The following is a 22,846-nucleotide window of genomic DNA, read 5'->3' as shown; positions in this document are numbered from 1 at the left end:
GCATCATGGATACCCCCAAGCCCCCTCAGACATCCACCGCCCTGCTGACCGACCTGGAGTCGATCCGCGAGCTGCTGGAAGCCGATCTGGTCGAGCCCCCGCTGCTCACCGAAACCCTGGAGCCGCTGGATATCCCCCTGCTCAGCGAGGTGGTGAGCCCGGCACCCAAGGCTCCAGCGGCAAGCCCGGCCACTGACGCCCGCGACATTCCACTGCTGAACATCCCCGTGGCGCCGCCGGCTGCCACTCCGGCACGGTCCAGCAGCGCACGCCCAGCCGTCCCCAGCCCGACAACACCTCCGCCTGCAGCCACCCAGCTCAGCGCCAGCCTGCGGCAGAAGCTTGCCAGCCACGGCGCCGATCAGCTCAAGCGTGTCGACGGTGAATTGCGCGCTGCAGCCCAACTGATCCTGCAGGACGTGATCGACGATTTCGTGCCGCAGATTGAAGCCGAACTCAAGCGCCGCCTGGAAAGTCGCCTCGACCAGTTGCTGCCGCGCAAGCCCTGAACCTTCTCCACCAGTCCGCCCGCCACGCCGCGACCTTACGCCTGACCGGCCTTCGCCGTTATACTTGCCGGCTTTCCCGATCAGTTGCCAATACGGTCCCGCCGACTCATGGACAAGACCTACCAGCCCCACGCCATCGAAACCGCCCTGTACCAGAACTGGGAGGCGAACAACTACTTCGCCCCGCAAGGTAGCGGTGCGCCCTACACCATCATGATCCCGCCGCCGAACGTCACCGGCAGCCTGCACATGGGCCATGGCTTCAACAACTCGATCATGGACTGCCTGGTCCGCTTCCGCCGCATGCAGGGCCGCAACACCCTGTGGCAGCCGGGCACCGACCACGCGGGCATCGCCACCCAGATGGTGGTCGAGCGCCAGCTGGCCGCTGAGGGCATTGGCCGCCACGATCTGGGCCGCGAGAAGTTCCTGGAGAAGGTCTGGGAGTGGAAGGAGCAGTCCGGTGGCACCATCACCCGGCAGATCCGTCGCCTGGGCTCCTCGGTGGACTGGTCGCGCGAGCGCTTCACCATGGACGAAGGCCTGTCCGAGGCCGTTAAAGAGGCCTTCGTGCGCCTGCACCAGGACGGCCTGATCTACCGCGGCAAGCGTCTGGTCAACTGGGACACCAAATTCCACACTGCCATCTCCGACCTCGAAGTGGAAAACCACGACGAGAAGGGCCACCTGTGGAACCTGCGTTATCCGCTGACCGACGGCAAGAAGACCGCCGAGGGCCGGGACTACCTGATCGTCGCCACCACCCGCCCGGAAACCATGCTCGGCGACTCCGCCGTGGCCGTGCACCCGGAAGACGAGCGCTACAAGGCGCTGATCGGCAGCTACATCGAGCTGCCGCTGGTGGGCCGCCGCATCCCGATCATCGCCGACGATTACTGCGACCCCGAGTTCGGCACCGGCTGCGTGAAGATCACCCCGGCCCACGACTTCAACGACTATGAAGTCGGCAAGCGCCACAACCTGCCGCTGATCAACATCTTCGACAAGGACGCCAAGGTGCTTGCCAAGGCCCAGGTGTTCAACATCGACGGCAGCGTCAACGCCGAGATCGACGGCAGCCTGCCGGCCGAATACGCCGGCCTCGACCGTTTCGTCGCGCGCAAGCAGATCGTTGCCGCCTTCGAGGCCGCCGGCCTGCTGGAGAAGATCGAAGACCACGCCCTTAAAGTGCCGAAGGGCGACCGCTCCGGCACCGTCATCGAGCCGTGGCTGACCGACCAGTGGTACGTCTCCACCAAGCCGCTGGCCGAGAAGGCCATCGCCGTGGTCGAGAGCGGCGAGATCCAGTTCGTGCCCAAGCAGTACGAGAACATGTACTTCAGCTGGATGCGCGACATCCAGGACTGGTGCATCAGCCGTCAGCTGTGGTGGGGCCACCGCATCCCGGCCTGGTACGACGAGGCCGGCAACGTCTACGTCGGCCGTGACGAGGCGGAAGTACGCGCCCAGCACAACCTCGGCGATGCCAACCTGCGCCAGGACGAAGACGTGCTGGACACCTGGTTCAGCTCCGGCCTGTGGACCTTCTCCACCCTCGGCTGGCCGCAGCAGACCGACTTCCTCAAGACCTTCCACCCGACCGACGTGCTGGTCACCGGCTTCGACATCATCTTCTTCTGGGTTGCCCGGATGATCATGCTGTCCACCCACCTGACCGGGCAGATCCCGTTCAAGACCGTGTACGTGCACGGCCTGGTGCGCGACGGCCAGGGCCAGAAGATGTCCAAGTCCAAGGGCAACGTGCTCGACCCCCTGGACATCGTCGACGGCATCGATCTGGAAGCCCTGGTGGCCAAGCGCACCAGCGGCATGATGCAGCCCAAGCTGGCCGAGAAGATCGCCAAGCAGACCCGCGCCGAGTTCCCCGAGGGCATCGCCGCCTACGGCACCGACGCCCTGCGCTTCACCAACCTGGCGCTGGCCTCCACCGGCCGCGACATCAAGTTCGACATGGGCCGCGTCGAGGGCTACCGCAACTTCTGCAACAAGCTGTGGAACGCCGCCAACTTCGTCATCGAGAACACCGATGGCCAGGACACCGGCATCAACGGCGAAGCTGTGGACCTGTCGCCGGTCGACCGCTGGATCATCTCCGCCCTGCAGCGCTGCGAGCAGGACGTCACCCGCCACCTCGACGCCTTCCGCTTCGATATGGCTGCCCAGGCTCTCTACGAGTTCATCTGGGACGAGTACTGCGCCTGGTACCTGGAACTGGTCAAGCCGGTGCTGTGGGACGAAAACGCCCCGATCGAGCGCCAGCGCGGCACCCGCCGCACACTGGTGCGCGTGCTGGAAGTGATCCTGCGCCTGGCCCACCCGTTCATGCCCTTCATCACCGAAGAAATCTGGCAGCGCATCAAGGCCCAGGCCGGCAAGGACGGCGCCACCCTTATGCTGCAACCCTGGCCGGTAGCAGCCGAGGAGCGTATCGACGCCGCTGCCGAAGGCGACATCGAGTGGGTCAAGCAGCTGATGCTCGGCGTGCGGCAGATCCGTGGCGAGATGAAAATCTCCATGGCCAAGCGCATCGACATCATCGTGCAGAACGCCAATGCAGAAGACCTGCGCCGCCTGGCCGACTTCGAGCCGCTGCTGAACAAGCTGGCCAAGCTGGAATCGGTGCGCGTGCTGGTAGTCGGCGAGGAAGCGCCGATGTCCGCCACAGCCCTGGTCGGCGAGATGCAGGTACTGGTGCCGATGGCCGGACTGATCGACAAGGACGCCGAACTGGCGCGCCTGGACAAGGAAATCCAGCGCCTGCAGGGCGAAGTGCAGCGGGTCGGCGGCAAGCTGGCCAACGAAGGCTTTGTCGCCAAGGCGCCGGCCGAGGTGCTCGACAAGGAGCGCGCCAAGCTGGCCGAAGCCGAAGCGGCACTGGCCAAGCTGGTCGAGCAGCGCGGCAAGATCGCCGCACTGTGATGCAAAAGAGCCCGCCCATCGTCAGATCGGCGGGCTTTTTCTTGCCAGGTACCAAGGCAATCGCACCACTGCGTGATAAAAAAGCCTCGCCTCTCCGATAACAACAACGCGAATAACAACCACGCGAAAGGATGCTCCCCATGTATGCCCTCATGGCCCTGCTGTTCATCGCCGGCTACCTGTGCATCGCCCTCGAACACCCACTGAAGATCGACAAGGCAGCCTCGGCCCTGCTCACTGCCGTGCTGTGCTGGACGGTACTGGCCCTGGGCGCCGATACCCTGCTGCCGGCCCTGGCCGAGAGCGAGCACGGCCCCGCCGGCGAGCTGCGCCATCACCTGGGCGAGATCGCCGAGATTCTGTTCTTCCTGCTCGGGGCCATGACCATAGTCGAGCTGGTCGACGCCCACGAAGGCTTCAAGGTGATCACCGACCGCATCCGCACCCACAAGCGGGTGACCCTGCTGTGGCTGATCGGCTTCATCACCTTCTTCCTGTCTGCGGTACTGGATAACCTGACCACCACCATCGTGATGATCTCGCTGCTGCGCAAGCTGATCGGCAACCAGCGCGAGCGCTGGTTCTATGCCGGCATGGTGGTGATCGCCGCCAACGCCGGCGGTGCCTGGTCCCCCATCGGCGACGTGACCACCACCATGCTGTGGATCGGCCACCAGATCAGCGCCACCGGCATCATCGGCGCGCTGTTCCTGCCCAGCCTGGTCTGCCTGCTGGTGCCGCTGCTGGCGCTGAGCCTGACCATGCGCGGTGAGTTCGAGCGCCCCGAGGAACTGCTGAGCGAGGCCGAGCGCCGCGATCCGACCACGCCCTTCGAGCGCAACCTGGTGTTCGCCCTGGGCCTCGGTGCGCTGCTGTTCGTCCCGGTATTCAAGGGCATCACCCACCTGCCGCCGTACATGGGCATCCTCTTCGGCCTGGGCGTGCTCTGGGTGGTGACCGAGTGGCTGCACCGCAGCAAGAACGAAGAAGACAAGCACCCGCTCTCGGTGGTCGGCGTGCTGCGCAAGATCGACACCACCAGCGTGCTGTTCTTCCTTGGCATCCTGCTGGCCGTCTCCAGCCTGGCCACCGCCGGCCACCTGACCCAGGTAGCCGCGGCGCTCAAGGACAGCCTGGGCAACGTCTACGCCATCAACCTGGCCATCGGTCTGCTGTCCTCGGTGGTGGACAACGTACCGCTGGTGGCCGGCGCCATGAAGATGTATCCGCTGGTCACTCCTGAAGCGGCGGCCGCCGCTGGCGAGCAGGCGAGCTGGTTGAGCCAGTTCGTAGCCGACGGCGTGTTCTGGGAACTGCTGGCCTTCTGCGCCGGCACCGGCGGCAGCTGCCTGATCATCGGCTCGGCCGCCGGGGTGGCGGCCATGGGTATGGAGAAGATCGACTTCCTCTGGTACCTCAAAAAGATCAGCCTGCTGGCTCTGCTCGGCTACCTGGCCGGCGCCGCCACCTATATCGCCCTGGCCCTGCTGTAAGGAACCGCCCATGGAGATCAGCAAAACCCGCTCCAGTTTCTACCGCCGCCTTTACGTGGCCTGGCTGATCGACAGTGGCCAGGCGGCCAGCGTGCCGGCGCTGATGGCCGCCACCGGCATGCCCCGACGCACCGCCCAGGACACCCTGACGGCGCTGGAAGAGCTGGATATCGATTGCCAGTTCGCCCAGGCCGAAGGTGAACGCAACAACGCCGGGCACTACGAAATCCGCAGCTGGGGGCCCATCGACAAGGCCTGGGTCGGCGCCAATCTGCCGCGCCTGAAGCAAGCCCTGGGTTATCCCTGAGGTTCAGGCCGAGCACAGTGGCGGCCTAGGACAGCCGCCCAGTATCGGCTCAACCTCTGCGCAGACCTCAAGCAACGCCTCATCCTGCCAACGCCGCCCTACCCACTGCAGACCAACCGGTAGCCCATCGACAACACCCGCCGGCATAGCCACCACCGGACTGCCCGTCAGGGAGAAGGGACTGGTCATGCCGATGCTGCCTTCGTAATAAGGCACGGCCTGTCCATCCACCTCAATGTCGGCGGGTTTCTGCCATGCCTTACGCGGGCTGTGTGCATACGCTACTGAGGCCGCCACCGGGCATACCCAGGCATCCCAGGACTGGAGAAAGCCCTCCAGGCTGCTGATCAGTTGGTCTCGCACCTGCAATGCCTGGTTATAGCGACGCCAATCCAGGCCCATTCCGCGTACCAGGCTGTGGGTAAGCTGCTGTTGCTGCGGCACCAATGCCCCCAAGGCGCGCAGTAACCGGCGCTCCGTTTGTGGCATACCCAGACCGATCTCCGCCCCAGCAATTTGCCCATAGGCCTGCCAGGCCTGAATGAAATCAAAACCCTCTGGGCGGCAACGCTCCACGTGAATTCCCGCCTGCTGCAGACGTTCCACCGTCTGCGTCAATCCACGCCGCGTCCTGGCGCATAAAGGCAGCCCCGCAAAGTCATCCCACCAAGCCACGCGCAATGGCCGAATCCCCCGAGCAACAGACTTGAGTGCGCTCACGGGAGGCACCTCAAGATCAATCCCATCGGCCCCCTCAAGAAGCTCAAGTCCGAGATGCAAATCCTCCACATGCCGGGCCAGCACACCGAAAGAAAGCATGTGCCGCACCGTGCGCAATGTTCCCGGCAGATGGGGTATATGGCCGGTACGAGGGATGCGGTTTTCCGTGGCTTTCAGGCCGAGCACGCCACAGTAAGCAGCGGGAATCCGGATTGAGCCGCCAATGTCGCTGCCCAAATCAAGAAAGGAAAACCCCATGGCAACGGCCGCTGCGCTACCGCCGGAACTGCCGCCACTGGTCAGGGTCAGGTTCCAGGGATTATTGGTGACCCCAAACAGAGGGCTGCAACATTGAGCATCGCCCGCCAGCTGCGGCAGGTTGGTTTTACCCACCACGAGAGCACCGGCCGCCTTAAGCCTCGAGACCGATGTAGCGTCCTGCTCGGGCACGTAATCACGCAGAGGAGGATGGCTGCTGGTAGTCCGCAATCCTGCAGTGGCAAAGCAATCCTTGATCGTTACCGGCACACCATGTAGCGCAGCCAGCGGCTGATCACTCTGGACCTGTGCATCTGCTCGCACAGCCTCCTCGCCAACGTTCGGCGACATGGTCACCACGGCATTGACTGCCGAGTTATATCGCTGCACGCGCTCCATGCAAGCCTGCAATACCTCACCAGCCGTCAAATGCCCCTGAGCAATCTTGGCAGCCGTGGCTCTGGCAGAGTCGTCCTTGTCCATCACTACTCCCTGAATGTGTGCAGAGCACTCGTCAACCGGCCTGCCCGCGCATCTTAGTTCAGGCACCACACGACTTGACGTGACAAACTGTCACGCGCCTGGCCAGACAGGCTGCAATATGAATAATGCGCCCACCTCCACCGCCGTGCAGCCCACTATGCCCCGACCCAATAAACCCGCTCCCGGCAAAACCGCCAAGTCTCCAGCCTTGGCGAACAAGGGCCAGTTGCACCCGCGCAACCGCCATCAGGGCCGCTACGACTTTCCGGCGCTGATCAAGGCCTGCCCGGCACTGGCCGAATTCGTCATCCTCAACCCCTATGGCAAACAGAGCATCGACTTTGCCAACCCGGACGCCGTGCGGGTGTTCAACCGCGCCCTGCTGGCGCAGCTCTATGGCATCCGCCACTGGGACATCCCCGCGGGCTACCTGTGCCCGCCGGTGCCGGGGCGCGCCGACTACCTGCACGGCCTGGCCGACCTGCTGGCCGCCGACAACGCGGGTGTCATCCCCCGCGGTGCGGCGGTGCGCGCGCTGGATATCGGTACCGGTGCCAACTGCATCTACCCGCTGTTGGGCCAGGCCGACTATGGCTGGCAGTTCCTCGGTGCCGACATCGACCCTCAGGCGCTGGCTTCGGCCCGCGAGATCGTCCGCGCCAACGGCCTGCAGTCGTGCATTGAGCTGCGCCAGCAGACCAACCCCGAGCAGATCTTCACCGGCCTGCTGCAGCCGGACGAGCGCTTCACCCTGACCCTGTGCAACCCACCCTTCCACAGTTCGGCCGCCGAGGCCGCCAGCGGTAGCCGGCGCAAATGGAAGAACCTCGGCAAACTTGACCCCAGCCGCAAACTGCCGGCGCTGAACTTCGGCGGACAGAGCAACGAGCTGTGGTGCCTAGGCGGCGAGCTGGCCTTCGTGCAGCGCATGGTGCGCGAGAGCCGCGCGGTGGCCGGTCAGGTGCTGTGGTTCAGCTGTCTGCTCTCCAAGGCCGGCAACCTGCCGCTGGTGCAGGCGGCGCTGCGCAGCGTCGGCGCGGTCGAGCAACACATCGGCGAGATGAGCCAGGGGCAGAAGCAGAGCCGCTTCATCGCCTGGACCTTCCACGAGCGCGCCTCGCGCAGCGCCTGGCTGAAGGCTCACTAACTGAGAAGGGATGCCTGCGGCTATCCTTGGCCAATACCGTGCTCTGGAGTGCCTATGCGCCGATTGCTGCAGGACCTCACCATCATGTTGCGCGCCAACCTGTGGCTGCTGCCGGTACTGGCCGGCCTGGTCGGTGCCGTGTTCCTGCTGGTGGCCCCGCCGCCGCCCATGCACGCCACCCTGGCCACCGGTTTTGCCGGCGGTGGCTATGCCGCCTTTGGCGATAAGCTGCAGCGCGAGCTGGCCAAACAGGGCTTCGACTTGCAGCTGGTCACCAGCGATGGCTCGTTCGATAACCTCAATCGCCTGCTGGATGACACCAGCGGCGTGAATCTCGCGCTGGTCCAGAGCGGCATCGAACAGAGCCTGCCGGCCGAGCAACAAACCCGCCTGCACAGCCTGGGCGCGGTGTATCAGGAACCGCTGTGGCTGTTCCATCGCCGCGCGGTCAAGCTCGAACGCATGGCCGATCTGCAGACGCTGCGCCTGGCGCTGGGCGCCGACGGCAGCGCCACCCAGGCGCTGACCCGCGCCATCCTGCAGGCCAACCAGATCGAACCAGATGATTACCCCAGCCAGTGGCAGGCCGTCGGCGGCACCCCAGCAGTGGAAGCACTGCTCAAGGGCGAACTGGACGCTGCCTTCTTCATCGGCCCGGCCGAGAATGTGTTGATCCAGCGCCTGGCCGCGGCCGAAGACATCAGCCTGGTGCACTTCGGCCGAGCGGCGGCCTATCAGGCGCGCCTGCCTTACCTGCGTCAGGTCGAAGTCGGCGAGGGTTTGCTCAATCTGGCCACCGACAGCCCGGAGCGCGATCTCACCCTGCTCGCCCCCAGCGCGACCCTGCTGGTCAACGACGACTTCCACCCGGCACTGTCGGCACTGATTCTCGATGCCGCCCGCCAGGTCATGGCCCAGGGCACCCTGCTGGACAAGCCCGGTCAGTTCCCCAGCGCCAAGCCGGTCACCCTGCCGCTGCTGAGCGAGGCCCGCTATTACCACGACAAGGGCCTGCCGCTGCTGCAGCGCTACCTGCCGTTTCGCATCGCCTCGCTGGCCGACCGCTACATCATCCTGCTGATCCCTCTGCTGGTGCTGCTCATCCCGCTGTTCAAGGCCGTCGGCCCGCTATACCGCTGGCGTATCCGGGCGCGCATCTACCGCTGGTACAAGTACCTGCGCGAGGTCGAGCACAAGCTCGACAGCGGCACGCCGCCCAGCGCCCTGCATGCCGAGCTGGCCCAGCTGGAGCAACTGGAAGACCAGTTGGCCAAGGTCGAAGTGCCGCTGTCCTATTCCAGCGAGCTGTACGACCTGCACCTGCACCTCGATTACCTGATCCGCCGCCTGCGCAGCCTGCAACAGCGCCAGCAGGCCGCCTCCGCCAGTGACCATACCCATGACTGATCAGCAGCACCCCGACACCCTGCTTACCCATAAAGGGCGCCCTGACGCCAGCGCCGGCGCGCCGGTCAACCCGCCACTGGTTCGCGCCTCGACCCTGCTGTTTGCCGATGTCGCTGAGATGCAGGCAAGCCACGGCAGCCGCCACTCCTACGGCCGCCACAGCAACCCGCCGGGTCTGGCGCTGGAACAGGCCCTCTGCAGCCTGGAGGGCGCGGCCGGCTGCCGCCTCACGCCCTCCGGTCTGTCGGCCATCACCACCACGCTGCTGGCCCTGCTGCGCCCGGGCGATCACCTGCTGATGACCGACTCGGCCTACGAGCCGACCCGCAGTTTCTGCCACGGACTGCTGGCGCAACTGGGCATCAGCACCACCTTCTACGACCCGCTGCTCGGCGCCGGCATCGAAACGCTGGTGCAGCCCAATACCCGTCTGATCTTCGCCGAATCGCCCGGCTCGCTGACCTTCGAGGTTCAGGACATTCCGGCCCTCAGCGCCGTGGCCAGACGCCATGATCTTTATCTGGTGGCCGACAACACCTGGGCCACGCCGCTGGGCTGGCGGCCGTTCGAGCTGGGCATCGACGTGTCCATCCACGCCGCCACCAAGTACATCGTCGGCCACTCCGACGTGATGCTCGGCGCCATCCTCTGCAACGAGCGCACGCGCCCGGCCATCGAGCGCTGCTGGCGCGGCCTCGGTCTGGCGGTGAGCAGCGACGATGCCTACCTGGGCCTGCGCGGCCTGCGCACCCTGGGCGTACGCCTCGGCCAGCATGCCCAAAGCGCCCTGCAGATTGCCCAGTGGCTGAGCGCCCAGCCCCAGGTCGCGCAGGTGCTCTACCCACCACTGCCCGGTAGCCCCGGCCATGAACTGTGGCAACGTGATTACGAGGCCTCACGCGCCTGCGGCCTGCTTGGCGTACTGCTCCCTGAAGGCTGCAGCGAAGCGGCTATGCACCGGGTCGTCGATGCCTGCCGCCTCTTTGGCCGGGGCTACAGCTGGGGCGGTTTCGAAAGCCTGATCATCCCGGTCAACCCGGCCCCTCAGCGCAGCGTCACGGCATCACGCTGGCAGGGCCGCCACCTGCTGCGCCTGCATATCGGCCTGGAAGACTCGCGCGACCTGATGGCCGATCTGCAGCAGGCGCTGGCTCAGTTGAAGGATGCTCCTTAGACTGCCCAAGCGGATCAACTATCAAGGACAAGACCCATGCAACCCAAGGAATGGAACCGGCTAGTGCCGGAGCTGACAGTCGCCAGCTACGCCAGGGCCAAAGACTTCTACACCGGCATACTGGGCTTTGCCCTGTGCTTCGAGCGCTCCGAAGATCGCTTCGGCTACTTCGACCTGCACGGTGCTCAAGTCATGCTGTTGGAGGATGAAGCCGATGCGCTGAATCGCCGGGGCGAGCCTGGCCCCTGCGGCAAGGGACTGCACCTGCAGATAGAGGTGGACGATCTGCAGACCATGCTGAGCCGCCTGGAAAACGCGGGAGTTGCTCTGGCACGCGGCGTGGAGGAAGCCTGGTACCGGGTCGACAACCAGCTCCACGGCCATCGGGAAATCTTTATCCATGACCCGGATGGCTACCTCCTGCGCTTCACCGAACACTTCGCCGTGCGCCCGGCCTGAGCGCAGGCAATCTCCACAATCGGTTAGCATGGCGGGGTTTCCCAGTGAGCCCACGCCATGCAGTACAGCGTCAGTCCCATCGGTATCGTCCACTCCTGCTTCAAGGAGAAGTTCGCCATCCCGCGCCAGCCTCAGCTGGCACCGGCGGCGCGCGGGGTACTGGAGCTGCTGCCACCGTTCAACGACCCGGCGGCCGTGGCCGGGCTGGAACAGGTCAGTCATGTCTGGCTGCTGTTTCTCTTCCATCAGGCGCTGGAGGACAAGCCACGGCTCAAGGTGCGCCCGCCCCGGCTGGGCGGCAATGCCTCGATCGGGGTGTTCGCCAGCCGCGCCACCCACAGGCCCAACGGCATCGGCCAGTCGGTGGTCAAACTCGATGGCATCGAGCCGGGACGCCTGCTGCTCTCCGGCATCGACCTGCTCGACGGCACCCCGGTGCTGGATATCAAACCCTACGTGCCCTACGCCGACAGCCTGCCCTCCGCCCGTAATGCCATTGCCGAGGCGCCACCTGCCGCCATCGCCGTGCACTGGAGCACCGAGGCCCGCCTGCAGGCCGAGGATCATGCCCGGCGCCTGGGTGAGCCGCTGGTCGAGCTGATCGAGCAGTGCCTGGCCCAGGACCCGCGCCCGGCCTACCAGCAACCGACTCCCGAGCGCCGCTACGGCGTGCATTTCTGGGACGTGCAGGTACGCTGGCATTACCCCGTTGCCGGGCAGATCTGCGTGCTTGAAGTGGCGCCGGCCTGAAGCTTGTTCAGGACGTTACAGGCACAAAAAAGCCCGGTCAGACCGGGCTTTTTGCTGTCACCTGATGCGCATGATTACTTCTCGACGAAGGCGCGCTCGATCAGGTAGTCACCGGGCTCGCCGATGCGCGGGGAGATCTTCAGGCCGAAGCTGTCCAGCACTTCGCTGGTTTCATCCAGCATGGCCGGGCTGCCGCAGATCATGGCGCGGTCATCCTGCGGGTTGATCGGCGGCAGGCCGATGTCGGCAAACAGCTTGCCGCTGCGCATCAGGTCGGTCAGGCGGCCCTGATTCTCGAACGGCTCGCGAGTTACGGTCGGGTAGTAGATCAGCTTGTCACGCACGGCATCACCAAAGAACTCGTTCTTCGGCAGGTGCTCGGTGATGAACTGGTGGTAGGCCACTTCGTTCACGTAACGCACGCCGTGCACCAGAATCACCTTTTCGAAGCGCTCGTACACTTCCGGGTCCTGGATCACGCTCATGAAGGGCGCCAGACCAGTGCCGGTGGAGAGCAGGTACAGGTGCTTGCCCGGCAGCAGGTCGCCCAACACTAGGGTGCCGGTGGGCTTCTTGCTGATCATGATCTCGTCGCCTTCCTTGAGGTGCTGCAGCTGCGAGGTCAGCGGACCATCGGGCACCTTGATGCTGAAGAACTCGAGGTTTTCCTCGTAGTTCGGGCTGGCGATGGAGTAGGCGCGCATCAGCGGACGGCCGTTGGGCTGCTGCAGGCCGATCATGACGAACTGGCCGTTCTCGAAGCGCAGGCCCGGGTCGCGGGTGCATTTGAAACTGAACAGAGTGTCGTTCCAGTGGTGCACGCTCAGTACACGCTCGACGTTCAGGTTGCTCATCAATCACTCCAGAGATGCAGGTACGCCCGGGCGGGCGCGATAGCCATAGATTACGCAGGGGCTTATCATCTGAGAAATTGATTATTCTGATATTTGTTATCTCAATATCAGATAAGCAGCGTTTTGCCGGCCTAAGCTTAATCACTCTGACCGTTCTTACCAGTGACCCAAGGTCGCACCGGAGTCCGCCATGAAGCTCACCCTGCGCCAACTGCAGGTGTTCGTCGAAGTTGCCCGCCACGACAGCGTGTCGCGCGCAGCGGAAAGCCTCGCCCTGTCGCAGTCGGCCACCAGCACCGCGCTGGCCGAGCTGGAGCGCCAGTTCGACTGCCAGCTGTTTGATCGCCAGGGCAAGCGCCTGGCCCTCAATGCCCTCGGCCGGCAGTTGCTGCCCCGCGCCGTCGGCCTGCTCGACCAGACCCGCGAGATCGAACAGCTGCTGTCCGGTGGCCATGGCTTCGGCTCGCTGCAGGTCGGCGCCACACTGACGGTGGGCAATTACCTGGCCACCCTGCTGATTGGCCATTTCATGCAGCGCCACCCCGAGTGCAGGGTCGGCCTGCAGGTGCACAACACCGCCCACGTGGTGCAGCAGGTGGCCAACTACGAGCTGGACCTGGGCCTGATCGAAGGGGACTGCCAGCATGCGGACCTGGAGGTGCAGCCCTGGGTGGCCGACGAACTGGTGGTATTTGCCGCCCCGCAGCACCCGCTGGCCGGCCGGCGCGAGGTGAGTCTGGAGGAGCTGAGTCGCGAGGCATGGATTCTGCGCGAACGCGGCTCCGGCACGCGCCTGGCCTTCGACCAGGCCATGCGCCATCACCCGGCGCCGCTGAACATCCGCCTGGAGCTGGAGCACACCGAGGCGATCAAGCGCGCCGTGGAGTCAGGGCTGGGCATCGGCTGTATTTCACGGCTGGCCCTGCGCGATGCCTTCCGCCGCGGCAGTCTGGTACCGCTGGAAACGCCACAACTGGACCTGGGCCGGCAGTTCTGGTTCATCTGGCACAAGCAGAAGTACCAGACCGCGGCGATGCGCGAATTTCTCGAACTGTGCCGCAGCTTTACCGCCGGGGTCACGCGCAGCGATCAGATCAATCTGCCGTCGATTGCCTGATTCAGCCGAGCAGGATGCAGGCCCAGACCACGCCGATCAGGCTTAGGGCAACGAACTGGGCGGCACTGCCCATGTCCTTGGCATTCTTCGACAATGGATGCAGGTCCAGCGAGATGCGGTCGATGGCCGCTTCAACGGCCGAGTTGAGCAGCTCGACGATCAGCGCCAACAGGCAGACGGCAATCAGCAACGCGCGCTCGCCACGACTGACGTCGAGGAACAGGCTGATGGGAATCAGGATGACGTTGACCAGCACCAGCTGACGGAACGCCGCCTCGCCCTGGAAAGCAGCCGTGAGGCCGGCGAGGGAATAGCCGGTGGCATTGAGGATGCGTTTGAGGCCGGTCTGGCCTTTGAATGGCGACATGCGGAAAACTCGTTGAAATAAGAAGGCCAGCCTAATGGCTGGCCTGTCAAAAAAGCATCAAGGCGTCTCGGCCCCCTGCTCGGACGGCGCTTGCGGAATGCTCTCCAGCTGCTGCAGCAGCAGCGCCGCCTGGGTGCGGGTACGCACGTTGAGCTTGCGGAAGATGGCGGTGACGTGGGCCTTGATGGTCGCCTCGGACACACTCAGCTCATAGGCGATCTGCTTGTTCAGCAGGCCATCGCAGACCATGGTCAGAACCCGGAACTGCTGCGGTGTCAGGCTGGCCAGACCAGCACTGGCGGCCTTGGCCTCGGCCGATACCTTGGCTGCGGCTGCGGTCTGCGGCGGCCACCAGGCGTCGCCATCGAGTACCGCCCGCACGGCCTGCTGAATGCTTTCCAGCGAACTGGACTTGGGAATGAAGCCGGTGGCGCCGAACTCACGGGCGCGCCCGATCACGGCCGGTTCTTCCTGGGCCGAAATCATCACCACCGGGATCTGCGGATACTGCCCGCGCAGCAGCACCAGGCCGGAGAAGCCGTAGGCACCGGGCATGTTCAGATCGAGCAGCACCAGGTCCCAGTCCTGCTTCTCCGCCAGGCGACTTTCCAGGGCGGCAATGCTGTCGGCTTCGGCCAGCCGCACGTCCGGCCCCAGGCCCAGGCTCAGGGCCTGCTGCAGGGCGCTGCGAAACAGCGGATGGTCATCGGCGATGAGAATCTCGTAGCTGGCCATGGCGAATCCTTTTGTTTTTGTCGTCGTGACCGGTCATGCCGCGCCACGCACTGAGCTGCCAGTGGTTTTCAGGTGCGCCATTTTGCACAGGAGTGACAGCCAGGCGAAAGCCTTGTGCGAATAAACGACAAGTTCCTCTGCTTTCAGTTAACCCACTGGTCAAGTTCGGACGATTGCGGCACAGTCTGCGGCCTCCCTTTTCGCCGGATTAGAGCCGTACCATGCCACGCCAAGCCCTGCGCGCCGACCTGCTGATGCTCCTGACTGCCATGATCTGGGGCGCTGCATTCGTCGCCCAGCGCGCCGGTATGGAAGCCATTGGCCCCTTCCTGTTCACCGGCCTGCGTTTCGCCATGGGCGCCCTGGTGCTGCTGCCACTGTTCTTCTGGAAGCCGGCCGGGGCCAAGCACGAACCCTTCAACCGCAGCCTGCTCGCCGGCGGTATCGCCATGGGCTTGGCGCTGACCCTGGGCATCAACCTGCAACAGGTCGGTCTGCTGTTCACCAGTGTGACCAACTCCGGCTTCATCACCGGCCTGTACGTGATCATCGTGCCGCTGCTGGGCCTGGCGCTTGGCCACAAGACCGGCCTGGGCACCTGGCTGGGCGCCTCGCTGGCGGTGGTGGGCATGTTCCTGCTCAGCGTCGGCGACAACTTCCAGGTAGCCTCCGGCGACTGGCTGCAGCTGGCCGGAGCCTGCGTGTGGGGCGTGCATGTGCTGCTGGTGGGCTTCTTTGCCAGCCGGCATGACGCCATTCGCCTGGCCGTGATCCAGTTCATCACCTGCGCAGTGGTCAGCCTGATCCTCGCCGCCGTGCTGGAGGAAATCCGCTTAGACGCCATCCTCCAGGCCGGGCCGGCGCTGCTGTATGGCGGCCTGATCGCCGTGGGCATCGGCTACACCCTGCAGGTAGTGGCTCAGCAGCACGCCATCGCCTCCCACGCGGCGATCATCCTGTCGCTGGAGGCTGTCTTCGCCGCCATAGCAGGCGCTGTGTTCCTCAGCGAGGAACTGGCACTCAAGGGCTATATCGGTTGCGCCCTGATGTTCGCCGGCATGCTGCTGGCCCAGCTGTGGCCGCGCAAGGCGGCCGCCGCTCACTGAGCCGGATCGGTCAGCCGCAGAAAGGGTTGCAGGGCCTGGTGCGCCGGGCTCTGCTCATCCACGGCGATATGCCGCTTGGCCGCCAGGTAGCGCTCGGCGAACACATCCAGATAGGCATCCAGCGCCGCGGCGGCCTGCTCGTCGCCGGCCAGCCCCAGGCACAGCGCCGCCACCTCTGCAGTGCACAGATGATCATCCCGCTTGGAGCGACGCAGGCGGTAACGTGACAGCTGCTCGGGCAACAGGCTGAGCACCGGGAAACGCTCCAGATAAGGGCTCTTGCGGAACATCTTGCGCGCCTCCGGCCAGGTGGCATCGAGCAGGATGAACAGCGGCCGCTTGCCCTCCTCCTGCCGCACCTCGTGGGTAACCCGCGCCGGCTCGACGAACTCGCCCGGAAAGACCAGATAAGCCTGGTACTGCGGATCATCGAGCAGGGCCAGCAGGCGCTCATCCACCTCTGTGCGCAACCAGCCATAGGCGAATGTATCGGCCACCACATCGGCAATCAGCCAGCCGGTATTGCTCGGTTTGAGCGACTCCTGATCGTGCATCACCAGGCAGACCGCCGAGCGCGACGGCACCTGTGGGCGCAGGTGGCACAGACAGTATTCCGGGGCGACGCGGCACTGCTCGCAGCGCTCGGCACGCCCACCACGGGCCAGAAAGGGCTTGCTGGCACGCGCCAGACGCTCGGCACGCAGGCGTGCTACCGGGTGAGAGGGTAAAGAGGAGTTGGCGCTATCGCTCATGGGCAGAACACTGGAGAAAAAGGCGCGCAGTCTATCAGGCCCTCTGCGACCTGCGGGCGCAGGTCGTCCAGCAGACCAGGGGCGCGGCGACGGGTAGAATGACCACTGAACTGCCGGCACGGATGGCCGGTCCAAGGATTTTCGCCCGAGTGGAGCCTTACCTCATGTTGCGCCTGACTGCCGTTAACCTCACCTGCACCCTGGCCGCCTGCGCACTGGCCGCCACCGCGCAGGCGGCCAGCCTCAAGGATTACGAACTGACCAAGATGCTCGAACAGGTTGCCCGCGAAAGCAGCGTCGGCACGCCCCGCGCCATCAACGAGGACATCCTCGACCAGGGCTACACGGTCGAAGGCAACCAGCTGATCAACCACCTCAGCGTACGCCCGGAGCATGCCGCCAAGATGCGCGGCAATCCCGACAGCATGCGCCAGCAACTGACCGCCAGCGTCTGCCGCAATACCGGCTACCGCCAGCTGCTCGCCCGCGGCGCCGTACTGACCTACAGCTTCAGTGAGTACAAGAGCAACCTGCCGGTGGCGACCGAGCGCTTCACCCAGACCGACTGCGGCCTGGAGTAAGACGCCCGGCCAACAAAAAGCCCGGCACTTGGCCGGGCTTTTTGTTGCTTATGAACCCGTCGCGTATTGCGATGGAGTGGTTGAATTAAGTCGCTAGCGACAAAGCACTGCGCAGCAGGAGCGGACAGTGCAGGGTCAGCCCTTGTCGCGCTGCCTGGGCACATCGGCATCGGCATGCAGCTCGGCAAGCAGCGCCTCGACGTAGCGTGAGCGACGCACGCCACCCTCCAGACGACGCACGCACTCATCTTCCAGCGAACTGTCGTTGCTGCGTGCAGCCTGCACCAGCAGGCGGTAAAGATCGACATCCAGTTCCAGCGTCAGCTTGGGCATACGCGTTCTCCAGAATCTTGTTTTTATTGTTCTGGTCGGACCCGCCTGCTTCAGCGCAGGATGCTTGGGTCTCCCTGACCGGCCACCGCAGCGGCCTCGTCTTGGGACAAGAGTGTCACATCATTACCGGCAAGCAAATCTGCACAAGACGAAAGGACATGCGCCCAGCTGCAGCCATTGGCGAACAGCATGCCGGCTTCGTTGAGGGTGCCGCCGCGGTTGCGATAACCCAGCACGACGCTCTGTGCCGCCTGCGGGAACAACGGCCAGAGGTGACCACGGGCCACCTCCGGACGCATGTGGGTCAGCCACAGGCGCTTGCCGTAGGCGGCCGGGAAGATTGCCTCGCGCAGCGCCTCGCCAGCCACCGCACCAGCCTCCCAGGCATCGCGTGGCGCACGGAAGCGCCCCGGCTCCTGCAGGTAAACCAGACGATAACCAATACCCGCCGCCGCCAGACGCTCGGCGGCGCGCTGCACCTCGGCCAACTGATAACTGCCGGTGGCGATCAGCAACAGCGCATCACGACCGGCCTGCTCAGCCAGGACGATGGCACCGTCTCGGGCCAGTTGCTCGGCCTGCGCCGGACTCAGATGACAGGGGCGCTCGCGCTTGGCCGCCACCACGCAGGCCAACTGCCCGCGGCTCTGGTAGATGCCGGGCAGCAGAGCCAGCAGGCTGTTGTAATCCAGCGGGAAGAGCACCCGCACCATGTCGTTCATCTCACCCAGCAGGGCTTCGCAGAAGGTGGTGTCCTGGTGCGACTGCTGGTTCTTGCCGTTCTCCCAGGTGTGCGAGGTCGCCACCAGCGGCCAGCCCAGCCAGCCGGCCGGACGCCCGGCCTCTTTCTGCAGGCGGGCAAAAATCAGGCTCTGGCGTACCGCGCCGAGCATCTTCGGACAGAACGCCTCGTAGCTGGCCACCAGGTTTAGTCCGCCCTGATTGGCCAGGCAGGCCGAGACCACCGCCTCTTCGTTGAGCGCCGTGATGATCTGGCCATCCAGCGCCTCCAGCGGCCCTTCCGGCTGACTGACGCGATGCCGCAGGGCCTTGAGTACGCCACCCAGCTTGTTGCTGGCCAGCTCGTCGGGGTTGCCGACCCGCGCACGCAGGTGCGGGTTGAGCGCCACCAGCTGCGGGTAGAAATCATCCAGCGCCGACATTGGCGACGCCGCACTGCTGCGGTAGTTCAGCGCCGGCAGCTGGGGCAGCGGCGGACGCCGTGTGGCCAGCGGGTTGTCCCGCTCGGCGGCACGCCCGGCACGGCTGTGGACGAACAGCGCAGCGCTGTCGGCCAGCTCCTGCGGCGCCACCCAGAGTTTGCCGGCGTGCTGGTTGAACAGCGCTCGCGCCTGCGCATCACACTGCGGATTACCCGGCAGCGGCAGGTTGTGCGCGGCGTTGCTGGCCGCGCCATAGAAGCCGAAGCCCTTCTCGGTCTGGGCAATGGCGTAGGGCAGCGGCAACGGATAACCGATCACGCCGTTGGCCAGCTCATGCTTGCGGTGTGCCAGGCGCTGCTCCATCTCCCACAGCGTGCAGACAAAGGCGGCCGGGTCGCGACCATCGAAACGGATCGGGTCGAAACCGCAGCGGCGCAGGTGCTCGCAGAAGCCATCCAGGCCGACGGCAGTGCCCAGCTCGGTACGCTGCTCGATGCGCCGGCCATTGGCGATCATCACCGGCAGCGCCGTGCCACAGTCCTCGGCACGCCACCAGCGCGGCATCCAGTCGCTGCCGCGCTGCTCCTCGGCAGCACCGTCAGAGAGGAAGGCCACCAGCGTCTCGCCGGGCAGCGGCATGTGGGTGTACATCAGCTCGGCAAAGCCGAGATAGCCGCCCTCGGCGATGCCGCCAGCGGTGTGCGGATTGACGTGGCTGCCCAGCGGCACCGCCACACTGCCATCGGCCGCCTGCACGTAGCTGTAAAAGTCGGCGACCAGACGGCTCATGCCCGCCTCACCGTCGGCATAGCGCTGCTGCTGCTCGGGGTGGAGGTTGTCGGTGAACAGGTTCAGGCTCTCGATCGCCGCCACGCAGTGGCCCTGCCCCATCAGCCAGGCGCGGGTCTGTCCGGTCAGGGCATTGAGCCCCAGGTAGCCGGCATAGGCCGGCACCATATTCAGCGCCCCGCCCGTATGGCCTTCGGGCTGCGCCTTGAAGTCGTCGGCGCCCAGTGCCTCGCCGCTGCAGCGCACGCGCCGGGCATAGGTCATGTGCACCACCAGCCACAGGGCGGCACTGCTCAGTCGATCGAGGGCAGTGAACAACCGATAGGCGCTGGCCAGATCCGCCTGCAGCCCAGCCTGCACCAGTTGGTGCGCCATGCGGTAAACCGCCGCCTGGGTAGCCAGATCATGAACGATCACGCCATAGCCGGCACGCCAGCGGGCAAACTCGGGTTCAGTGCCGGCGTGGCTATCCAGCGTCGCGCTATCGGGGAAAATCTGCGTCATTGAGCACCACTCCATGTCAGCTATATCGTGCAGTCTAGGCAGACGCGCATATTTTCATCCTGACATGTATCAAGGCGAACCGGCCGTTCTACTGCCAAGCTTGCTCCATCAGCCGATCCGGCCCCTTCAGCCAATGGAGATCGAACATGGCCCTGCTTACGTTCCTCGGCGCCATCCAGCAAGTCACCGGTTCGTGCTACCTGCTCGAATCCCGCGAGGGCAGTCGTGTCCTCCTTGAGTGCGGCATGCGCCAGGGGCGGCGCGAAGAAGAACAGGCCAACGAACAGCCTTTCCCGTTCGATCCGGCGTCGATCAACGCCGTGGTGCTCTCCCACGCTCACCTCGATCACTCCGGCTTACTGCCACGCCTGGTCGCCTCGGGCTTTCGCGGACCGATCTTTGCCACCCATGCAACCTGCGAACTGATCGAGCTGATGCTGCTGGACTCGGCACACATTCAGGAGCACGACGCCGAGTGGGAGAACAAATGGCGCGCGCGCCTGGGCAAACCCGAGGTCAAGCCGCTGTACAACACGGTGGACACCGAGCGCGCCCTCAAGCGCCGTCAGCCGCTGCCCTACGGCCAGGCCCATGAAGTGGCTCCGGGGATCAGCGTGACCTTCCACAATGCCGGGCACATCCTCGGCTCGGCCATCGTCGAGCTGGAAATACACGACCACCACCTGACGCGGCGCCTGGTGTTCTCCGGTGATCTGGGCAATACCTGTTCGCCCCTGATGCAGGACCCGACCTTCCTCGACCGCGCCGACGTGGTGCTGATGGAGTCGACCTACGGTGACCGCGATCATCGCTGCAGCGAAGAGACCATCGACGAGCTGGCCGAGATTCTCCAGCAGGCCCATCGTGATGGTGGCAATGTGCTGATTCCGTCTTTCGCCGTTGGCCGCACCCAGGACCTGCTCTACTACCTTGGCCGCTTCTACCATGAGGGGCGCCTGCCACAGCAAGCGGTGTTCCTCGACAGCCCCATGGCTAACCGCGCCAACCAGATCTATGCGCGCTTCCACGACCAGTTCGACGAGCAGGACCGCGCCCTGATCCAGCAAAACGGTAATGGTGACCTGCGCAAGTGGTTGCCGCCGCTGCGCATCACCGCCTCGCCGGAAGACTCCATGGCGATCAACCGGATCAAGAGCGGCGCCATCATCATCGCTGGCAGCGGCATGTGCACCGGCGGACGCATCGTCCACCACTTCAAGCACAACCTCTGGCGCAGTGAGTGCCACCTCGTGTTCCCCGGTTTCCAGGCCGCCGGCACCCTCGGCCGCAACATCGTCGATGGAGCACCGACGGTGCGCGTGCTGCACCAGCGCATTGCGGTCAAGGCCAAGGTGCACACCCTGGGCGGTTTCTCGGCTCATGCTGGGCAATCGCAGCTGATCGACTGGGTCAGCCACTTCGACCACCACCCGGAGCTTTATCTGGTCCACGGCGAACTAGAAAAGATGAAGGTGCTACAGGGCGAACTGAAAAGCCGCCTGAACTGGGACGCCAACATCCCCGAGCCGGGCGAGCAGATCGTCATCTGAGCCCCTGAGTCATCCGGTTACAGCTGGCTCGGCACTTTTGCCCGGCACACGGGTCACAAGCAGCCATACTACTGACAGGATCCGCGCGACACTGCGCCCCGGTGGTCAGTGCCGTACACATACCTCAGGAGTATCGGTATGCCTTACGAACCGGATGACTATCTTTCCCGTCACTTCCAGACCAGCAGCATCGACCTGACCCAGCAAGTGGCTGAGCTGGCCCGCAACACCACCCCGCCAAACAGTCCGAATGCCGCGCTATACCAGGAAATGTTCATGAGCGTGGCGCGCATGGCCCAGGCCGACCGCAACCGCTGGGACGCCAAGATCATGCTGCAGACCCTGCGCGAAATGGAAATGGCCTTCAGCCTGCTCGAACAGTTCAAGCGTCGGCGCAAGGTCACCGTCTTTGGCTCGGCCCGCACACCCACCGACCATCCACTGTATGACCTGGCACGCCAGCTGGGTGAGGCGCTGGCGCGCTACAACCTGATGGTCATTACCGGCGCCGGGGAAGGCATCATGGCTGCCGCCCATGAAGGTGCCGGCAGCGAGAACAGCCTGGGCTTCAATATCACCCTGCCCTTCGAGCAGCATGCCAACGCCGTGGTCGAAGGCACCGGCAATCTGCTGTCGTTTCACTTCTTCTTCCTGCGCAAGCTGTTCTTCGTCAAGGAAGCCGATGCGCTGGTGCTCTGTCCTGGCGGCTTCGGCACCCTCGACGAAGCGCTGGAGGTACTGACCCTGATCCAGACCGGCAAGAGCCCGCTGGTCCCGGTGGTCCTGCTCGACCAACCGGACGGTCGCTACTGGCATGGCGCCCTGGAGTTCATGCGCGCGCAGCTGGAAGCCAATCACTACATCCTGCCCAGCGACCTGCGCCTGGTGCGGCTGGTCCATACAGCCGAGGATGCCGTACAGGAGATCGCCCGTTTCTACCGCAACTTCCACTCCAGTCGCTGGCTCAAGGAGCAGTTCGTCATGCGCCTGAACCATCCGCTCAGCGAGCCGGCGTTGAAGACCCTGCACAAGGAATTCCGCGACCTGTGTGTCGCCGGTGACTTCCAGCAGCGTCCCTACTGCGAGCTGGAAAGCGATGAGCCGGAGTTCTGCGACCTGATCCGCCTGGCCTTCCAGTTCAATGGCCGCGATCACGGACGACTGCGCGAGCTGATCGACTTCATCAACCTGCCGCAGCACTGGGCACAGAACAGCTAAGGGCCGGTTGCTGCCTTCTGGCACAGGCCGCTACCGGCCCAGACCGTGTAAAAACGCAGCGGGTGATGGATAGCTGGATATTGGGGTGTTTTAGCTGCGCCCAGAGGCCCTAGGGGCTCCTAGTGTGTCG

General features: G+C 64.8%; 21 protein-coding genes. 14 read left to right on the top strand and 7 right to left on the bottom strand.

From position 1 onward, the window contains the following. Positions 1 to 5 precede the first annotated feature (5 nt). From HNP49_RS18085 to HNP49_RS18070, 4 genes are all read left to right on the top strand, one after another. Complete coding sequence (locus tag HNP49_RS18085) at positions 6 to 509, top strand: DNA polymerase III subunit chi (protein ID WP_184685638.1); 504 nt, start codon at positions 6 to 8, stop codon at positions 507 to 509. A gap of 108 nt (positions 510 to 617) precedes the next feature. After that, positions 618 to 3,449, top strand: coding sequence for a valine--tRNA ligase (locus HNP49_RS18080; protein ID WP_184685636.1), 2,832 nt, complete (start codon positions 618 to 620; stop codon positions 3,447 to 3,449). A gap of 140 nt (positions 3,450 to 3,589) precedes the next feature. Beyond that, on the top strand, positions 3,590 to 4,942 hold the full coding sequence (gene nhaD, locus HNP49_RS18075) for a sodium:proton antiporter NhaD (protein ID WP_184685628.1): 1,353 nt from the start codon (positions 3,590 to 3,592) through the stop codon (positions 4,940 to 4,942). Between the two features lie 10 nt (positions 4,943 to 4,952). Further along, a complete protein-coding gene (locus tag HNP49_RS18070; RefSeq protein WP_184685626.1) occupies positions 4,953 to 5,249 on the top strand; it encodes a helix-turn-helix domain-containing protein in 297 nt (98 codons plus the stop codon). A gap of 3 nt (positions 5,250 to 5,252) precedes the next feature. Here the strand turns inward: HNP49_RS18070 and HNP49_RS18065 are convergent, their stop codons facing one another. Then, entirely contained in the window at positions 5,253 to 6,710 is a 1,458-nt protein-coding gene (locus HNP49_RS18065) for an amidase (protein ID WP_184685624.1), read from the bottom strand. 157 nt (positions 6,711 to 6,867) lie between these two features. On the opposite strand from HNP49_RS18065, the gene rlmF reads away from it, so the two are divergent. The 5 genes from rlmF to tsaA are packed head-to-tail and all read left to right on the top strand — an operon-like array spanning position 6,868 to position 11,647. Beyond that, complete coding sequence (rlmF, locus tag HNP49_RS18060) at positions 6,868 to 7,857, top strand: 23S rRNA (adenine(1618)-N(6))-methyltransferase RlmF (protein WP_184685622.1); 990 nt, start codon at positions 6,868 to 6,870, stop codon at positions 7,855 to 7,857. A 54-nt stretch (positions 7,858 to 7,911) separates the two neighbouring features. Next, complete coding sequence (locus tag HNP49_RS18055) at positions 7,912 to 9,264, top strand: TAXI family TRAP transporter solute-binding subunit (RefSeq protein WP_184685620.1); 1,353 nt, start codon at positions 7,912 to 7,914, stop codon at positions 9,262 to 9,264. Beyond that, the gene (metC, locus tag HNP49_RS18050) at positions 9,257 to 10,438 is read left to right on the top strand and encodes a cystathionine beta-lyase (RefSeq protein ID WP_184685617.1); all 1,182 of its coding nucleotides are present in this window, start codon (positions 9,257 to 9,259) and stop codon (positions 10,436 to 10,438) included. Before HNP49_RS18055 ends, metC begins: the two co-directional genes overlap by 8 nt. Before the next feature lie 36 nt (positions 10,439 to 10,474). Beyond that, positions 10,475 to 10,897, top strand: a complete 423-nt coding sequence (locus tag HNP49_RS18045; protein ID WP_184685615.1) for a VOC family protein — start codon at positions 10,475 to 10,477, stop codon at positions 10,895 to 10,897. 57 nt (positions 10,898 to 10,954) lie between these two features. Further along, a complete protein-coding gene (gene tsaA, locus HNP49_RS18040; RefSeq protein ID WP_184685613.1) occupies positions 10,955 to 11,647 on the top strand; it encodes a tRNA (N6-threonylcarbamoyladenosine(37)-N6)-methyltransferase TrmO in 693 nt (230 codons plus the stop codon). Between the two features lie 74 nt (positions 11,648 to 11,721). On the opposite strand, the gene fpr is transcribed toward tsaA, so the two are convergent. Then, positions 11,722 to 12,501, bottom strand: a complete 780-nt coding sequence (gene fpr, locus HNP49_RS18035) for a ferredoxin-NADP reductase (RefSeq protein WP_095940611.1) — start codon at positions 12,499 to 12,501, stop codon at positions 11,722 to 11,724. 190 nt (positions 12,502 to 12,691) lie between these two features. On the opposite strand from fpr, the gene HNP49_RS18030 reads away from it, so the two are divergent. Next, a complete protein-coding gene (locus tag HNP49_RS18030; protein WP_184685611.1) occupies positions 12,692 to 13,618 on the top strand; it encodes a LysR family transcriptional regulator in 927 nt (308 codons plus the stop codon). A 1-nt stretch (position 13,619) separates the two neighbouring features. Here HNP49_RS18030 and HNP49_RS18025 read toward each other — a convergent pair whose 3' ends face one another. Both HNP49_RS18025 and erdR read right to left on the bottom strand, forming a co-directional pair. Continuing rightward, on the bottom strand, positions 13,620 to 13,985 hold the full coding sequence (locus HNP49_RS18025; protein ID WP_184685609.1) for a diacylglycerol kinase: 366 nt from the start codon (positions 13,983 to 13,985) through the stop codon (positions 13,620 to 13,622). Positions 13,986 to 14,042: 57 nt separating this feature from the next. Continuing rightward, positions 14,043 to 14,720 carry a response regulator transcription factor ErdR gene (erdR, locus tag HNP49_RS18020; RefSeq protein ID WP_184685605.1) on the bottom strand — a complete coding sequence of 226 codons (678 nt, stop codon included), beginning with the start codon at positions 14,718 to 14,720 and terminating at the stop codon, positions 14,043 to 14,045. A gap of 221 nt (positions 14,721 to 14,941) precedes the next feature. Here erdR and HNP49_RS18015 point away from each other — a divergent pair, with 221 nt between their 5' ends. Continuing rightward, positions 14,942 to 15,826, top strand: a complete 885-nt coding sequence (locus tag HNP49_RS18015; RefSeq protein WP_184685602.1) for a DMT family transporter — start codon at positions 14,942 to 14,944, stop codon at positions 15,824 to 15,826. Here the strand turns inward: HNP49_RS18015 and HNP49_RS18010 are convergent. Further along, positions 15,820 to 16,578: a tRNA-uridine aminocarboxypropyltransferase gene (locus HNP49_RS18010; protein WP_184685601.1), complete on the bottom strand. Its 759-nt coding sequence runs from the start codon at positions 16,576 to 16,578 to the stop codon at positions 15,820 to 15,822. The genes HNP49_RS18015 and HNP49_RS18010 overlap by 7 nt on opposite strands. 164 nt (positions 16,579 to 16,742) lie before the next feature. On the opposite strand from HNP49_RS18010, the gene HNP49_RS18005 reads away from it, so the two are divergent. Then, entirely contained in the window at positions 16,743 to 17,159 is a 417-nt protein-coding gene (locus tag HNP49_RS18005) for a quorum-sensing-regulated virulence factor family protein (RefSeq protein WP_184685599.1), read from the top strand. Between the two features lie 135 nt (positions 17,160 to 17,294). On the opposite strand, the gene HNP49_RS18000 is transcribed toward HNP49_RS18005, so the two are convergent. Next, positions 17,295 to 17,492: a hypothetical protein gene (locus tag HNP49_RS18000; RefSeq protein ID WP_184685597.1), complete on the bottom strand. Its 198-nt coding sequence runs from the start codon at positions 17,490 to 17,492 to the stop codon at positions 17,295 to 17,297. Positions 17,493 to 17,542: 50 nt separating this feature from the next. Next, positions 17,543 to 19,948, bottom strand: coding sequence for a xylulose 5-phosphate 3-epimerase (locus HNP49_RS17995; protein ID WP_184685595.1), 2,406 nt, complete (start codon positions 19,946 to 19,948; stop codon positions 17,543 to 17,545). A gap of 146 nt (positions 19,949 to 20,094) precedes the next feature. On the opposite strand from HNP49_RS17995, the gene HNP49_RS17990 reads away from it, so the two are divergent. Together HNP49_RS17990 and HNP49_RS17985 are read left to right on the top strand one after the other, a co-directional pair. Then, positions 20,095 to 21,498 (top strand): MBL fold metallo-hydrolase RNA specificity domain-containing protein, encoded by a 1,404-nt coding sequence (locus HNP49_RS17990; protein WP_184685593.1) that lies wholly within the window; start codon positions 20,095 to 20,097, stop codon positions 21,496 to 21,498. A 138-nt stretch (positions 21,499 to 21,636) separates the two neighbouring features. Then, complete coding sequence (locus HNP49_RS17985) at positions 21,637 to 22,716, top strand: LOG family protein (protein ID WP_184685591.1); 1,080 nt, start codon at positions 21,637 to 21,639, stop codon at positions 22,714 to 22,716. Positions 22,717 to 22,846 lie beyond the last annotated feature (130 nt).

Origin of the sequence: Pseudomonas fluvialis (assembly GCF_014207935.1) — a bacterium.
Taxonomy (GTDB): domain Bacteria; phylum Pseudomonadota; class Gammaproteobacteria; order Pseudomonadales; family Pseudomonadaceae; genus Aquipseudomonas; species Aquipseudomonas fluvialis_A.
This window is presented reverse-complemented; position numbering and strand designations above follow the sequence as displayed.

Bases quoted from the DNA above. Each gene is read 5' to 3' on its own strand.
- tsaA (WP_184685613.1), top strand. From the start codon at position 10,955: ATGCAGTACAGCGTCAGTCCCATCGGTATCGTCCACTCCTGCTTCAAG.
- erdR (WP_184685605.1), bottom strand. From the start codon at position 14,720: ATGGCCAGCTACGAGATTCTCATCGCCGATGACCATCCGCTGTTTCGC.
- HNP49_RS17990 (WP_184685593.1), top strand. From the start codon at position 20,095: ATGGCCCTGCTTACGTTCCTCGGCGCCATCCAGCAAGTCACCGGTTCG.
- HNP49_RS18045 (WP_184685615.1), top strand. From the start codon at position 10,475: ATGCAACCCAAGGAATGGAACCGGCTAGTGCCGGAGCTGACAGTCGCC.
- nhaD (WP_184685628.1), top strand. From the start codon at position 3,590: ATGTATGCCCTCATGGCCCTGCTGTTCATCGCCGGCTACCTGTGCATC.
- metC (WP_184685617.1), top strand. From the start codon at position 9,257: ATGACTGATCAGCAGCACCCCGACACCCTGCTTACCCATAAAGGGCGC.
- fpr (WP_095940611.1), bottom strand. From the start codon at position 12,501: ATGAGCAACCTGAACGTCGAGCGTGTACTGAGCGTGCACCACTGGAAC.
- HNP49_RS18030 (WP_184685611.1), top strand. From the start codon at position 12,692: ATGAAGCTCACCCTGCGCCAACTGCAGGTGTTCGTCGAAGTTGCCCGC.
- HNP49_RS18025 (WP_184685609.1), bottom strand. From the start codon at position 13,985: ATGTCGCCATTCAAAGGCCAGACCGGCCTCAAACGCATCCTCAATGCC.
- HNP49_RS17995 (WP_184685595.1), bottom strand. From the start codon at position 19,948: ATGACGCAGATTTTCCCCGATAGCGCGACGCTGGATAGCCACGCCGGC.
- HNP49_RS18005 (WP_184685599.1), top strand. From the start codon at position 16,743: ATGTTGCGCCTGACTGCCGTTAACCTCACCTGCACCCTGGCCGCCTGC.
- HNP49_RS18065 (WP_184685624.1), bottom strand. From the start codon at position 6,710: ATGGACAAGGACGACTCTGCCAGAGCCACGGCTGCCAAGATTGCTCAG.
- HNP49_RS17985 (WP_184685591.1), top strand. From the start codon at position 21,637: ATGCCTTACGAACCGGATGACTATCTTTCCCGTCACTTCCAGACCAGC.
- HNP49_RS18080 (WP_184685636.1), top strand. From the start codon at position 618: ATGGACAAGACCTACCAGCCCCACGCCATCGAAACCGCCCTGTACCAG.
- rlmF (WP_184685622.1), top strand. From the start codon at position 6,868: ATGCCCCGACCCAATAAACCCGCTCCCGGCAAAACCGCCAAGTCTCCA.
- HNP49_RS18000 (WP_184685597.1), bottom strand. From the start codon at position 17,492: ATGCCCAAGCTGACGCTGGAACTGGATGTCGATCTTTACCGCCTGCTG.
- HNP49_RS18070 (WP_184685626.1), top strand. From the start codon at position 4,953: ATGGAGATCAGCAAAACCCGCTCCAGTTTCTACCGCCGCCTTTACGTG.
- HNP49_RS18015 (WP_184685602.1), top strand. From the start codon at position 14,942: ATGCCACGCCAAGCCCTGCGCGCCGACCTGCTGATGCTCCTGACTGCC.
- HNP49_RS18010 (WP_184685601.1), bottom strand. From the start codon at position 16,578: ATGAGCGATAGCGCCAACTCCTCTTTACCCTCTCACCCGGTAGCACGC.
- HNP49_RS18055 (WP_184685620.1), top strand. From the start codon at position 7,912: ATGCGCCGATTGCTGCAGGACCTCACCATCATGTTGCGCGCCAACCTG.
- HNP49_RS18085 (WP_184685638.1), top strand. From the start codon at position 6: ATGGATACCCCCAAGCCCCCTCAGACATCCACCGCCCTGCTGACCGAC.